Source organism: Enterobacter sp. 168J2, assembly GCF_034107265.1.
In the GTDB taxonomy this organism is placed as follows: Bacteria; Pseudomonadota; Gammaproteobacteria; order Enterobacterales; family Enterobacteriaceae; genus Enterobacter; species Enterobacter nematophilus.
In genome coordinates, this window is sequence record NZ_JAWNEB010000003.1 from 115738 (window position 1) to 129370 (window position 13633).

The following is a 13633-nucleotide window of genomic DNA, read 5'->3' on the forward strand; positions in this document are numbered from 1 at the left end:
TGGCGTTATGCTAACAATGTTGTGGAATGAACAAGCATGAAAAAACATTTTATAGCCAGCGTGTTAACCGGCACGTTACTGGCGACACTTGCTCCTGTAGTGAATGCTGCGGTTGCACTGGATCGTACCCGCGTGGTTTATCCGGGTAATGAAAAATCGATTAGCCTCAGCATCAGCAATCAAAACCCGAAATCGCCTTATCTGGCGCAGGCGTGGCTCGAATCGGAGGAGGGGACCAAGCTCACCGGTAACGCGCCACTGATGGTGCTGCCGCCGGTTCAGCGCGTTGAGCCTAATGGTAAAGGGCAGGTCAAAGTTCAGGCAATGCCCGGTGCCGCAAAGCTGCCGCAGGATCGTGAAACGCTTTTTTATTTTAACCTGCGCGAAATTCCGCCTAAAGCAGATAAAGGCAACGTGCTGCAAATTGCCTTGCAAACGCGCATTAAGCTTTTCTATCGCCCGACGGCGTTAGCCGCTGCGGCCGCTAATCAAAGCAATGCGCCGTGGCAGGAAAAACTCACGATGAGCAAAACCGGTGATAGCTATCTACTCAACAACCCAACGCCGTATTACATCACCATTATTGGTGCCAGCAATAAAAAAGGGGGAGAAAGCGTAAAAGGTTTCCAGGCCGTGATGATTGCACCAAACGGTAGCGAAAAGCTTAGCGTTCCGGCATCCAGTTTGGGAGCAACACCGGTGCTAACGTATATCAATGACTACGGTGCACAGCCGGAACTGGTTTATCAATGTTCAGGTTCCAGCTGCAAAGTGGACAAAGGCGCCAGTAAATAAGCGCTGCCAGCAAATCGGGATTAATTATGAAGATGAACATGATGTCATCAGCATTGCTGATAACACTCTGCTGTGGCGTATCGGCACAGGCTGCAGACATAGATAAAAACGAAGTCACCATTAATATTACCGGCAAGCTTTTTTATCCACCTCCCTGCGTGGTCAGCAGTGAAAATATTACGGTTCCGCTTGGCGATATGACGACCTCTAAAGTTGATGGCACTGAATATATCAAAGAGATTGGGGTGACCATTACCTGTACGGCAGCGAAAAAGGACTCGCTTAAACTATCGTTTGCGGGCGATGCTGCAACGGGAACGGGTGTGCCGGCAGGGTTGCTGAAAACAAGCTATGACCGACTGGGCATTCGATTTAAAACGGGAGCAACTACGCCCGTCGATTTGAATATTAATACCGATTTCAACTTTACAAAGACAACCGTTCCTAAACTGTGGCTCGTCCCGGTAAAAATTGGTACCGCAGAACTGGAACCGCGCGATATCACCGCGACGGCGACATTAAAAATTCAGCATAACTAACGCAGGAGGCAGGAGGCGTAATGTTACGTAAAAAATCAAAGCTTACCTTGCGCCAACTGGCTTTTATCTTTTTTATTCTCGGGCTGAATTTACCTGTTTCAACGGCACAGTCTTCAGAAGTTGAAGTGACTTTTTCGGGTACTTTATTCTATCCACCGCCTTGCACGATAAGCAGCGTGGTTAATGTTGAGCTGGGAGACGTTATTTTTGATTCAACGAGTGCATCATTTATAAACTTACCCGTTTCATTTAACTGCGCTTCTGCCGGAAAAAACCAGCTTACCTACGCCATCAGGGGGGAAGGAATGGCGGGTGACCAGCAGTATGTTATTAAAACATCCATTGATAATCTTGGCGTGACTTTTATTGATGAAAGTAATACGGATGAGGACGATAATGGACGGGTTAACATCAGAAAAACCTACAACTTTGATAAGGATAGTGTTCCAGAAATACGCGTTGGCGCTTTCCACTTCAAAGCTGTGCCAGTTGATCGGAAACCGATTCCCGGAGCATTTACTGCAATTGCTACTCTCGAGATTGGCTATCAGTAATAGCGTTAGAACAGAATTCCAAATAGAGTAAATGTGATTGATGAGAATATTATCCAGTATCTGGCTATTGGCGATAGCCTCTGCTACTTCACAGGCAAACAGCAATGATCTGGTACTCAATATCACCGGAGAACTGGCCTATCCAGTCCCGTGTAAGTTCAGTAGTGATACGATCGAGGTCGATTTTGGCGACAATTTACATCACAATGCGGTTGACGGCGTCAGATATGAACAAGTGCTGGAAACCCTTGATTGCAGTGCCGCTGCGGTAAATGCCTTAAAATTACGTTTTGTTGGAGAAGGGGCAGAATTCGATAGCGAGGTACTTAACACCACGCATGGTGATTTAGCCATTGAAATTCGTCAGAGCGGGAACAAGCTGGCAAATGGTGAATGGCTTAATTTCACCGCTACACCACCTAAACTTTCGGCGGTACCCATAGTAAGGCCAGGACGCGTTTTAACTCCCGGTCAGTTTACCGCTACGGCCACGCTGGAAGTGGATTATCAGTAATGTATTCAAATAAACCAGACAATATAAAATGCCCGATGATTGCATTTTAAGAATATTCAGGTGAGAAGATGAGTAGCACAATTATTCAAAATAAAAAGCAGCGCTTTAGCCTCTTCGTCGCCTTGTTGAGTTTCAGTTCTATGGTGATAGCATCGGATGCGAACGAGGTTGAAGTCAGCATTACAGGTAAACTGCATTATCCGCCACCATGTAATGTTTCATCAGAGCTTGATGTTACGTTCGACGATATGCTGACTACGAATGCTAATACCCAGCGCAAAGATATACCTTTAGCGTTAAATTGTGCTGGCGCAAAAAAAGATCAACTTGCTTATCGCGTCACGGGACGCGGAATGGGCGGCAATGTCTGGCAGTGGTTTGAAACCGGCATAAGTGGTTTAGGCATAGGAATTTATAATCAGGATGATACTGAACTTAGAATTGGATCATGGTATTCGTTTAACAAGGACGATGTGCCTACTTTTTATGCCAGGACGAGACACTATTCCACTGCAGTGATAGAACCGGGTAATTTCTCTGCCACTATAACGCTTGAAATTAAACATGAATAGAACCCTTCTAAACGACTTCGCGATGATAAAAAAAACGGCTGCCGTCTGCATACTTACTTTCTTATCGCTAAAAGCTGCTAATGCTGATGACCTTACGATCACGGTCAATTTTACGGTGTTAGAGACGCCTTGCACGGTCAATTCAGGAAATCCAATTTCAGTGAGTTTTGGCGATGAGATACTGACAACGTCCATTGTGGGAGATTTACAAAAAAAGGATATTGCCATGACATTCAATTGTGCGGCAAATAATTACACCGGGAAAATAACAATTGTTCCCGGCGCGATTTCTACTTTTGATGAGAATGCTATCGCGACGAACATAGCGGGGTTAGCCATAAAAGTGAATCTTGATGATAACCGGGTAAGGATGAACGAGGCGCACGTCGTCGATCTCAATACAGCGCCTAAATACGAAGCGGTATTGCTAAAAGACCCCTCAGTGGCCTTACAGCCTGGCAAGTTTACTGCCAGTGCGACATTTCGTCTGACAGTTGATTAAGGTTGTTTATGCGAGTTCATCTTGTTGCCCTCATCGTTTATAGCGGATTTTTACCCGCATATGCTGCTCAGGATACAAATAGTGTGGCGATGACCTTATCTGGTAAGGTTTTTTATCCCCCGCCTTGTGTTGTCACAAGCAATACGATTGAGGTTTCATTTGGAAGAATATTCACCGACGAGATCAGCCCTTCAACGGTAGGCAGTGATAAAAATACAAAAAAAATAGCCTTAGGCTTAGATTGTCAGGGAGCAAAAAAAGATCAGCTTAAGATTATGGTCAGCGGTGATGCCGCAGAGCAAGACAGTAATGTACTGAAATCGGCACAAGACGGTTTTGGGTTTCGCTTCGATGATGCTTCAGCACAAAGCATCATGCCGGTTAACCAATGGTACTCATTCGACAAAAATAGCGTTCCTGACTTAACCGTTACGCCGGTACGATGGGTAAATCAGAACAACCTGAAGCCTCTGACCATTAATACCAATGCCACGGTGCATATTATGCACGACTAAGTGCTGAGCTATTCGGCTCACGCATCTATTCCTGCGTTAATAACTGAGCAATTGCTCACCGCCCAGTTCGCCAGCCAGCTGCGATTGCTCCGGTGAAGTGATACCGTCAATTTGTATAAACTTCCCTTCTCGCTGATGCATTTTAAGCTCGGCTTGTGCATCGCTTGAGGCCAAGAGTGTCGCCATATCATAGCGCACGCCATCACAGAGCATTTTCAGACGTAAATAGTGACCGCAACGTCCTTGCGTACTCATAACAAAACGCAGACCCTGCTGTTTTAGCTCGCGAATATTGGTAAGGACCTGTTCTGTGAGCGTATCGCTGTTACCGCTGTCAATGTTCAGTACCAGCTGTACCGGTTGCTGTGAGAAGGAGAGCGTCCGGTACAGCAGCTCGGGTAAGCTGGCATGGGAGAGCCAGCCAAGGCTGACTGTTAGAGACAGTGGTGCAATCGCGTGAATTTGCTGTTGCACCATCTCCTGCAGCAGGCGAAAGCTTGCAATCATCTCCAGCCCGCTTTCGTTGAGGCGTAGAAATGAGATTGTGGCATCGTGAGGCTCAGGTTCACACGCCAGGACCAGGTTTGAATCAACCGTGCGCCAGTAGCGAATGCGCGCAATCAGCGGAGCCGGGTTGAGTAAGCGTCGCAGCAGTTCAGCAGACTGCTGCTGCTGCTTCAGGCGCGGTTTTAAGGCATGCATGATCCAGTTACGCTGCACCTCCGATAACATCGCGGGCTGAAGATGAATGGCGCTTTGCTGCGTAATACTGGAGAGTTGCTGACAGACCAGAATGATGCTGCCTCCTGCCTGTCGTGGCGCTGCTGCCATTGCGTAGCGCAGGTTTTTCAGGTTCTTCATCAGCAATTCGACGCTGGCGGCATCGGGCAGATCGTCGATACACGCAATTCCCCCCGCCACGTTATTGTTGCGCCATGCATTGAGCGCTGACTGGCAGCAGGCGCAGCAGGAGGTATAGCTCAGCTTCGACTGGCGGATCAGAAGCAGCGATAATTTTTTATTGTCACTACAGGCGGAGAAGGAATGCTCAATGTTCATCACGCTCTCGCTCAGGGATCCGGTAAAAAGGGAATATCAACGTCAAATACCAGCGTCGCAGAGCCTTTCCAGGTCGAGCCCGGGTGCGATGCCATTTTAAGACTTTCGACTTCATTAACGGTAAAATGCACCTGGCCAGCGACATTGTTAAGATAGTTATCCGGCTCAACGATCACGCCCGGCGTGGCTGGTGTGGTAATAGGTATAGCCACTCGGGTTACGGATTCCCCTGTGTCACGTTCGTGCACTCCTGGCATTGAGAAGTTGATATCAAGGGCTACGGTTTCATCCCCTCCTTCGCGTTTAAGGGCACAGCTCTTCAGCTGCTCATGCGTGCAGTATGCCGTAATACTGACAGGTGAGGATGCCGTCATCAGGATCTGTCCCGTACCTTCCAGGCGAAACTGCGGCTTACTGCTATTACTCCATGAACGCCATCCTCCTGGCGGGATTAATTCAATACTGTTAGAACCCTGAATGCTGGCCTTAAAATCATGCTTGATTTCAGCATTGATATAAACCTGCAGGAAAGTATCGTTATAGGTTCCTTCCCCAAGATCAATATCCTTGTCTTTTCCCACTGTATACTGGAATCCGCCGCTGTAATTGCCGTTAGGTAACGTTAATGGGCTGGCGATACTTCTTAATTCATAGCCAATCGAGACTTCATCGATATTCACATTATCTAGATCAAGCGATGATACCGGCGCACGGTTACATGTTGAAGAAGCCCTGTCTGGATGAAGCCATGCGAAACGGTATGAGGAACCGTCACTAAGCGCCCATCCTTGTGTCCCGGTACACCCACCACCGGGAAGTGCACCAGCGCCGTTCAATTTATTTAAAAGTCCTTTATCGCGGTGGTAAAATCGTTGGCCTAATAAGGTAATGCGAAACTGCAAAATGATGGTCTTGCCCGTTTCAGCATCAGTAAGAGTAACGTATTGCCAGTTAGATTTTACTTTCTGAAATGTTTGTTCCCGCAAAACACCACCGGTACCTCTTAATATTTTATTTTCGACCTCAATCCCCGTGTCGATTGAAAACGTGCCCTCAGGGCAGGTTTTTGCACGATCCCCAACGCAAAACCCTGTTGATGGCGTGATATTTGTAAAATCTACCACATCAGGATTTGCGGCGGACGGTTTGAATTCTGCATTGACAGTAATTTCCGCAGCATAGCCTGACGGCAGAAAGATAAGTGTAAGAGATACACAGGATAACAATATAAAGATGTATTTCATTTTACCTCACGCTGAACAACATCAATGTGTAACGTCAAAAATCATCTGCAAATGATGTCTTAAATCGTCTTAATTTTGATACAAGAGCACTCTCAAACCAGAAAAAAATCAAACAAAATAAATCGAGCTTATAGTGGAAATGAAATTTAAAGAAAAGCGAATTTATTGCATCTTATTGATTTTGATTGGTTATTTTTTGTTATTGAGAAATTCGAGAGTGCTCTCATATTTCTTAGAGGCAGTAAAACCAGATACTTCGCTTCGTTAATTAAGTGCTGCCAGACAAGGATAACGGTTTAGTGGCGGTGCTGATGAAAAGAGGACTACCATTGTGAAAAAACTGTTAGCGACAGCATTAATGGCAGTGAGCTTTACGGCAACTGCTATACCGCAGATCTCTGTTGGTCAGATGTATGAATTTATTGAAAGTGATAAGAGCACGCTTCTGAAAAGAATCATGAATAACGGCGATAATACCGCCTTTATTAAAACAGAAGTCAGTGAAATTACCTGGGGCGCCAATGGGCAAAAAAATGAAAAACGCTTCGATGCCAGTGCAATATCAAATACCAATGTCGATGGCCTGATCGTGACGCCAGCCAGAATGATTGTGCCTGCAAAAAACATGCAGCCGGCGCGTTTTATCGTTACTGGCAACAGGGATAAAGAACGTTATTACCGTGTGCGATTTATCCCGGTTATGCCTAAGGATCAGTATGAGTTTGGACAAACTAAAAAAGATTTTGACGATTACAGTAAAAAACTGAATGCGGGCGTCAGTGTCCTCACCGGCTTTGGCACTATAGCGATAGTACGGCCTAAAAACTCAATATTTAACACCACCATTCAGAGTGAAGGAAGTAGCATCACTATTCGTAATAACGGTAATAGCACCATAGTGCTGGATAATATTAAGCAGTGCGCCGGAAATAGTTGTTCGGAAAGCGCATCCATTATTCTCTTGCCCGGGAAGCAGCATCAACTCCGGAAAGAAATGAAAAAAATCTGGCAATTTACCTTGCTGGAAGGACGAAAGAAAACGCCGAAAACATTCGGATGACCATTAATTTTACATGAGATATTTAAATGAACTTTTCTAAAAAAGCTATTTTTTCTGCACTGCTCGCCACCAGCTCCGCCGCGATCGCAGACGACCAAACGGAACTGCAGTTTCAGCTGGAGGCTAACATACCTGCTCAACAATATTTTGTTGAGTTTCAGGATCCCGCGTTTGGTACCACGACACAAACAATGGCATGGGACAACGTAAACGAAAAGCTGGAGGATGTGAGCACCACTCTGCTGGCCAAAAATAACGTTGGCAAAATTACCGCGCATCTGGATTCCGCTGCCGTCTTATCAGATGGCACCCAGACGATCCCGCTGACGGTTTCAATTAACAACCTTGCTCTGCCGGTGGGAGCAACAAACGCGGTTGAAATTATCAACGCCACCACAAATACGACGCAGTCACTGCCGTTAAACGTTACACCAACCGGCACGCCAACTTATGTGCCGGGTGACTATAACGGTGCAGTCAAAATGATGTTTGATTTTGAATTGCCTTAATCCGTTACCTTCCTGACACATTAAAGGACGCGCAGGCGTCCTTTTTTAGCGGACAAACTCATGACGTTATCTTCAAAAACTCGCCTCGCAGCGGTTATCGCATTTACGCTGATTTCTCTGCAGGCCGCGGCGTTGCCAATGGAAGACTTGATCTCTCAGACAGAAAATCTGCCTGAAGATTTTAGCTCTCATTTCTTTAATGCCCCTTTGATGACACGTATTGAACTCGATGGTCAATACCTGGGTGACGCCATGATTTTGTTATCGAAGGAGAAAACGGTACAGCTCATTAACTTCATCCAGTCAAACGAGAGTCAGTTTCCACCAGCCACACGCAGCCGCTGGGCGCAGGCGCTGAGTAAACCTGTTTCTCTGGGAAGCTGTGATAAGCAGTGCCCGCAGGGGTTAGTCAGTCTTTACTATAACCTTGTAAATACCACGCTATCGATTGCCACAACGGAGGCTCTCGCGGTACAAGGCGAGCAACGCCATGTTGCGCTGCCGGAAGGTGGCAGCAGCGGGCTGATTTTGCGTAATCAGCTGAATTTAATCGGTGGTGAACAGCAGCCGTGGTCGGGTTCACAGAACCTGAACCTGGAAAGCAGCCTCGGTAACTGGACGGGGATTGCCGCGGGTCAGCTGAGCCGGAGCGATATCGAAAACAGCCAAACGGAAGCACGTGTGAGCTCATTGTTTGTTCAGCGGGAATACCCGGATCGGGTCTTACGAGCGGGTCTGTTCCAGCCGGATAGCCAGGGTATTTTGCGCCAGCCGAACATGCCGGGTGGCAGCAGCGTGCAAACGGTGGCGGGGGCCATGCTGGCATCATCCGACACGCTGTTGATCCAAACCGGGCAGGCCAGCCTTTACCCCGTCATGGTTACGGCGAATCGGGACTCTGTCGCTGAAATTTTTCGCGACGGCGTTCTGATTAATAGTCAGCCGGTTGCACCAGGATTACAGCAGCTCGACACCACCGTTCTGCCTGGCGGCATTTATGATGTAGAAGTGCGCATTGTTGAAGCGGGTAAAGAGATTAGCCGCAGCATTGAAACTATTTATAAGCCGTCGAACTGGCGCAATCCAAATAAGCGCTGGCAATACTCAGCGTATGCCGGCATGGAGCAGCAGCTCGGCAATAGCCGCTATAAAAATAATGAAGGCGAGCCCGCTCTTGGGGCCAGCGTCAACTATATGGCGCACCCAAAAGTGGTCCTGGGCGCCGCTGCACAACATGCTGCAGAGGGCAAGCAATATGGCGTATCTGCGGATGTGCAGGCCGCGGAAAATATTCAATTATACGGCAGCGCAGGAAGCAGCGATCGCTGGGGATCGCGTTACGACACGCAATTAAACTGGAGGCTGGGCCAGCAAACAAGCCTGATGTTTAACCACAATCAGAGCTGGTATCAGGAAAGTAACAGCCGTAATTCACCTGGTCGCCAGCAAAATAGCAGCGCAACAATCAATCAGCGGCTCGGCAATGGCGATTCACTTTCGCTGCGCGGCACGCATTACAGTCGTGAGAATGGCGTCGGTCTGGATGCGACCTGGCGCACGCGCATGAAAATAAAAGATACGCCGGTCACGTTAAGTCTGAACGCCTACGACCGTCCCTACATGCAAGGTGCTCAGAAGCGTAATCGTGGCGCCAGCCTTAACCTCTCATTGGCATTGGGCGGCGAAAACCGGAGCGTCAGCGCCAGTTTAGGGAGTCGTAACGACAACAAAGGCGGGCGCGATCTGTTTGCGTCGGCCAGCGTCAGCCAGAGTTTTGAAGAGAGCGTGTTTAAAGACGTGAGCGCAGGCGTTACCGGCGATAAGTTCGGCGTCAGCACCAATCTTTACACCCGATTTGAAGGTCTCTACGCCAGCGGCACCGCGTACGCCAATCATTCTTCGCAAGGACAGGCTTTCAGCGGCGGCCTTAACATGAACAATACCCTGGCCGTGGGGGGAGGGAAGGTTTCAGTGAGCCATAGCCCGGATGCGTATGGCAATAAAACCGGCATTATCGTTGATGTGGAGAGTGACGATCCTGAGGTGCGCCTGAAAACCCGGGACAGCCAGGGAGGTAGCAGTACGCTGCGAGCCGGACGTAACTTTATTCCGACCACGGCATATAAACCGGGCCAGCTGCAAATTGATTTCGACGGTCGCGATGCGCCGCCGCTGAAAATTTGGCCCGCGGAACTGCCTTATCACCTGAATAAAGGTGGTGTCGCGCACAGCAAAGTACGCGTGATGAAAACGCTAACGTTAATTGGTCGCGTACTGGATCACAACGGGACGCCGCTCTCCGGCGCGAAACTGGTTAATCATGCCGGCCAGGGTATCACAGAGAATGACGGCTTTTTCATCATGGATATGCACGAACACACGCCTGAGGTGGTCGTTCATGCTCGCGATAAAGAGCTCTGCACGGTTAAATTCGACCTCAAGGATTATAAACGTGAGAACGATACGCTAATGATTGGCGATTTTAGTTGCAAACGTAATACAAAAAGCTGATATGCATTCAATCCCCAGGCCAGTAACGTGACCTGGGGATTAAAATTCATTAATAAAAGGAACCAGTCACCATGGGTAATAATCCCCTCAATCGTACCCGAATCGTCATTATTGATGACCAGGCGATCGCCCTTCATGGCATGTACGCACTACTGAATAAGCCGAATGACTTCCAGGTCGTTGGCCGCTATGTTCATAGCAGTGACTTATTGGCAGAGCTGGCAAGCTTAGACGCAGACGTTCTGGTAATGGATTTTGCCCTCGCACCCGACGATATGGATGGCATCAGCCTGCTGCGTTTACTTCAGACGCAGTATCCGACGCTGGCAATCCTTGTCATTTCTGCCATTTACAACAGCGCTACCGTGCTGCTGGCTTTGCATGCAGGCGCCAAAGGATTTATCAGTAAAAGCATGCATACGGAGGAGTTAGCCCGTGCAGTCGGCAATGTCGCGAGCGGACAAATTCATCTTATGCCTGAGATGGCGCTGGAATTGACCCAGCTGTTCAATACCGAGCTCACGCAACATCTGCCGCCTTTTGGTAACAGTGCTAAACAGCCGTCGCTGGACTTTTCACTTTTGTCACCGCGAGAGCAGGAGGTGATTCAATGCTTCATCGACGGTATGAGCGTTTCAGAAATCGCCGATAAGTTTAAACGCAGCATAAAAACCATCAGTGGTCAGAAGCAGACGGCAATGCGCAAACTGGGTTTCAGTTCGGACCGGAGTTTTTTGCAACATCATAACGCGCTAAATGGCTCCAGTGTGCCGTTGCCATAAGTCGCTACAATAAACAGAAAAACTGTTCATTAGCGTTGCCTTTTGCAGGCTGCTGCTGGCCTTAAATAAACGCAAATCCGGCAATTCTTTTACTCGCTCTACTTTACTTGCTTAAAATTCTATACAGTAGGAGATGACGTCCAGGTCTGTGAAGGATAGCGAATGCTACGTTGGTGGTTCCTGATTGTGCTGGTAGCGGTATCCTTACCGTGCATGGCGAAAAAGCAATTTTCATCCCAGCAGCAAGCCTGGATCGATGCCCATCCGCGCGTGTTCTACACCGTCAAAAACCTCTGGCCTCAGGAATCCGTGCGTGACGGTAAGCATACTGGGCTAAGCCGGGAAGTGCTGGATGAAGTCACGCGGCGCACCGGCATCACCTTTATCTATGTTCCTCCCGGGCAAACCGGCGAGCAAAAGCCAATGATGGACAGCGCTGTTACTGCCAATTTACTGAGCGATGAACAGCGTAAGCGGTGGCTTCTGACCTTTCCATGGATTAATACCATGCCCATCATCGTGTCCACAAAAGATCAGGTTCAGGTGCGCACGCTCAGCCAGATGCAGGGCAAAAGGATAGCCGTCTCGGCAGACGGTGAATACGCACAGTGGATCCGGCAGCACTATCCTGCCATACGACTAAGCGTCAAACCCGATGTGGTTAGCGCATTAAAATCTGTTCAGTCGGGTGAGAACGTGGCCGCTATTGCTTCAGGTTTGGTGGTGTTGCCCATTTTGCAGCGCCACTATATCAATCATCTCGGCATCGTAGCGCAGATTCCGGAAATGGTCAGCGGCGTGAATATGGGCATTGACCCTGCTTATCCTGAACTGCGGGACATTCTCAACAGCGTCATGGCGAATATCACCGCGCGTGATGCTGAACGTTTATTTGCGCATTGGGTCAGCGTGGTGGATATCGGAACGCCGACTTTGCTTTTTGTGTTATGGCAATATCGGTACCCGTTGATAGTGATTGGTGTCCTGATCGTGCTGTTACTTATTGCCATGCGGTTCGCCTGGGTTTCACGACGTCGTGCTATCCGAAGCGAGCAGTATAAAAGCCAGTTCCTCGCCGTAATGAGTCATGAAGTGCGTACGCCGATGAATGCCATTATTGCTTCGCTGGAGTTGTTACAGCAAAGCAGTGGCGATAAGCGTCAGAAGTATGCCGACCTCGCCTATGCCTCTTCGCAGGAACTAATGGAACTGCTGAACAGCGTACTCGACCATGAGAAAATCAACCAGAATAGTCTGGCGCTTGCCCTTGAGCCTGTTGATCCAGGCGCGCTTCTGGAGGCCGTTATCGACAGCCAGCGGCCTGCCGCCGAGCGTAAAGGATTATCGCTAATCTTTGAGGATGTCCGTAGCGAACCGTTCCAATGGATCCTTTCCGATCCGCATCGTCTGCGGCAGGTAGTCAATAATATCATTTCTAATGCCATCAAATTTACTCACAGCGGCAGCGTAAAGTTGCGAGTCAGTGATGAAGAACAGCAGTTCCGTATTTGCGTCGAGGATAGTGGAACAGGCGTTCCGCCAGCGTTGCAGAAAAAGTTGATGCAGGCGTGGCAACAGGGAGAGCCTCAGGCGGGTGGCAGCGGTCTTGGCTTATACATCAGCCGCTCCCTGGTGACACAGATGCAGGGTACGATTCAGCTAGAAAGCGCTCCAGGAAAAGGCACAACGGTAACAATAACCCTGCCACTGCAGACAGTTTCAGCCGTTGAGGGGGGCAGTAGCTCTCATTTGCAGGCATTACCCGATTTCGCCGGAAAGTGTGCAGTGCTTGTGGTGGAAGATCATTTTGCGAACAGACAATTACTGGCTGAGCAGCTTACTCTTTTAGCCTGCCATTACGAGCTGGCTGAAGACGGAGAAAGTGCACTTGCGCTGTTAGAGGAAGAGAATTATTACGATGTCATTCTGCTGGATTGCGGGCTTCCGGGAATGGACGGATATGCCGTGTCGCGAAAAGTCAGGCTGTTAGAACAGCAGCAGCAGCGTGACCCATCAATCATTATCGCCATTTCTGCTCTGCAGTCTGCCAACCATCTCGCCCGCTGCCGTGAAAGCGGGATGGATGCGGTGCTGACAAAACCGATCCGGTTAGGTGAACTCGCCGCTCAGTTACAAAAGTGGTTTCAGCCAGATGATATAAGAGCGGTGAGAGATGAAATACCCCTCCAGCTCTCGGAAGATGTCTGGCAGTCATTGCAGGAGGATGTGCAGGATTTTTATGCGGCAAGCGAGCGGCAGCAAAGCCGTCATATGATACACCATATTCATCGTATAAAAGGCGTGGCGCTGATGTACCAGCTGCACGCTCTGGCGGAATATGCTGAAACAATTGAAAAAAGTTTGCGAGCTGAATTACCCCCTGAGCAGTGGCGTCCTGAACAGTGGCGTCAGCAATTATGGGCGCTTTGTTCGCCCCTAAATCCTGTTAAAGACTAATGATTTAAGAGTGCTCTCGT

General features: G+C 48.6%; 14 protein-coding genes. 12 read left to right on the forward strand and 2 right to left on the reverse strand.

The features are described 5' to 3' along the window. Positions 1-36: 36 nt before the first annotated feature. The 7 genes from USG84_RS11120 (at position 37) to USG84_RS11150 (ending at position 3991) form a co-directional block, all read left to right on the forward strand. Complete coding sequence (locus USG84_RS11120) at positions 37-795, forward strand: fimbria/pilus periplasmic chaperone (protein ID WP_151412349.1); 759 nt, start codon at positions 37-39, stop codon at positions 793-795. Positions 796-821: 26 nt separating this feature from the next. Next, a complete protein-coding gene (locus USG84_RS11125; protein WP_151412350.1) occupies positions 822-1334 on the forward strand; it encodes a fimbrial protein in 513 nt (170 codons plus the stop codon). A gap of 20 nt (positions 1335-1354) precedes the next feature. Continuing rightward, the gene (locus tag USG84_RS11130) at positions 1355-1888 is read left to right on the forward strand and encodes a fimbrial protein (RefSeq protein ID WP_061097163.1); all 534 of its coding nucleotides are present in this window, start codon (positions 1355-1357) and stop codon (positions 1886-1888) included. Positions 1889-1928: 40 nt separating this feature from the next. Further along, entirely contained in the window at positions 1929-2402 is a 474-nt protein-coding gene (locus USG84_RS11135) for a fimbrial protein (RefSeq protein ID WP_061097164.1), read from the forward strand. 68 nt (positions 2403-2470) lie between these two features. Continuing rightward, positions 2471-2974, forward strand: a complete 504-nt coding sequence (locus tag USG84_RS11140; RefSeq protein WP_253543244.1) for a fimbrial protein — start codon at positions 2471-2473, stop codon at positions 2972-2974. Then, on the forward strand, positions 2967-3476 hold the full coding sequence (locus tag USG84_RS11145; protein ID WP_253543243.1) for a fimbrial protein: 510 nt from the start codon (positions 2967-2969) through the stop codon (positions 3474-3476). The genes USG84_RS11140 and USG84_RS11145 overlap by 8 nt, the downstream gene beginning before the upstream one ends. Positions 3477-3484: 8 nt before the next feature. Beyond that, positions 3485-3991, forward strand: coding sequence for a fimbrial protein (locus tag USG84_RS11150; protein ID WP_151412353.1), 507 nt, complete (start codon positions 3485-3487; stop codon positions 3989-3991). 36 nt (positions 3992-4027) lie between these two features. On the opposite strand, the gene USG84_RS11155 is transcribed toward USG84_RS11150, so the two are convergent. Beyond that, positions 4028-5050 carry an EAL domain-containing protein gene (locus USG84_RS11155; protein ID WP_151412354.1) on the reverse strand — a complete coding sequence of 341 codons (1023 nt, stop codon included), beginning with the start codon at positions 5048-5050 and terminating at the stop codon, positions 4028-4030. Positions 5051-5061: 11 nt separating this feature from the next. Further along, positions 5062-6294, reverse strand: a complete 1233-nt coding sequence (locus tag USG84_RS11160; protein ID WP_151412355.1) for a hypothetical protein — start codon at positions 6292-6294, stop codon at positions 5062-5064. Positions 6295-6625: 331 nt separating this feature from the next. Here USG84_RS11160 and USG84_RS11165 point away from each other — a divergent pair, with 331 nt between their 5' ends. The 5 genes from USG84_RS11165 (at position 6626) to USG84_RS11185 (ending at position 13613) form a co-directional block, all read left to right on the forward strand. Beyond that, a complete protein-coding gene (locus tag USG84_RS11165) occupies positions 6626-7354 on the forward strand; it encodes a hypothetical protein (protein WP_253543242.1) in 729 nt (242 codons plus the stop codon). A 26-nt stretch (positions 7355-7380) separates the two neighbouring features. Beyond that, the gene (locus tag USG84_RS11170) at positions 7381-7863 is read left to right on the forward strand and encodes a CS1 type fimbrial major subunit (RefSeq protein WP_151412358.1); all 483 of its coding nucleotides are present in this window, start codon (positions 7381-7383) and stop codon (positions 7861-7863) included. Between the two features lie 210 nt (positions 7864-8073). Next, entirely contained in the window at positions 8074-10374 is a 2301-nt protein-coding gene (locus USG84_RS11175; RefSeq protein ID WP_253543241.1) for a CS1-pili formation C-terminal domain-containing protein, read from the forward strand. Positions 10375-10445: 71 nt separating this feature from the next. Continuing rightward, entirely contained in the window at positions 10446-11156 is a 711-nt protein-coding gene (locus tag USG84_RS11180) for a response regulator (protein ID WP_151412360.1), read from the forward strand. A gap of 162 nt (positions 11157-11318) precedes the next feature. After that, positions 11319-13613, forward strand: a complete 2295-nt coding sequence (locus USG84_RS11185) for an ATP-binding protein (RefSeq protein ID WP_253543240.1) — start codon at positions 11319-11321, stop codon at positions 13611-13613. Positions 13614-13633 lie beyond the last annotated feature (20 nt).

Bases quoted from the DNA above. Each gene is read 5' to 3' on its own strand.
- USG84_RS11150 (WP_151412353.1), top strand. From the start codon at position 3,485: ATGCGAGTTCATCTTGTTGCCCTCATCGTTTATAGCGGATTTTTACCC.
- USG84_RS11125 (WP_151412350.1), top strand. From the start codon at position 822: ATGAAGATGAACATGATGTCATCAGCATTGCTGATAACACTCTGCTGT.
- USG84_RS11120 (WP_151412349.1), top strand. From the start codon at position 37: ATGAAAAAACATTTTATAGCCAGCGTGTTAACCGGCACGTTACTGGCG.
- USG84_RS11180 (WP_151412360.1), top strand. From the start codon at position 10,446: ATGGGTAATAATCCCCTCAATCGTACCCGAATCGTCATTATTGATGAC.
- USG84_RS11175 (WP_253543241.1), top strand. From the start codon at position 8,074: ATGACACGTATTGAACTCGATGGTCAATACCTGGGTGACGCCATGATT.
- USG84_RS11160 (WP_151412355.1), bottom strand. From the start codon at position 6,294: ATGAAATACATCTTTATATTGTTATCCTGTGTATCTCTTACACTTATC.
- USG84_RS11145 (WP_253543243.1), top strand. From the start codon at position 2,967: ATGAATAGAACCCTTCTAAACGACTTCGCGATGATAAAAAAAACGGCT.
- USG84_RS11185 (WP_253543240.1), top strand. From the start codon at position 11,319: ATGCTACGTTGGTGGTTCCTGATTGTGCTGGTAGCGGTATCCTTACCG.
- USG84_RS11170 (WP_151412358.1), top strand. From the start codon at position 7,381: ATGAACTTTTCTAAAAAAGCTATTTTTTCTGCACTGCTCGCCACCAGC.
- USG84_RS11140 (WP_253543244.1), top strand. From the start codon at position 2,471: ATGAGTAGCACAATTATTCAAAATAAAAAGCAGCGCTTTAGCCTCTTC.
- USG84_RS11130 (WP_061097163.1), top strand. From the start codon at position 1,355: ATGTTACGTAAAAAATCAAAGCTTACCTTGCGCCAACTGGCTTTTATC.
- USG84_RS11135 (WP_061097164.1), top strand. From the start codon at position 1,929: ATGAGAATATTATCCAGTATCTGGCTATTGGCGATAGCCTCTGCTACT.
- USG84_RS11155 (WP_151412354.1), bottom strand. From the start codon at position 5,050: ATGAACATTGAGCATTCCTTCTCCGCCTGTAGTGACAATAAAAAATTA.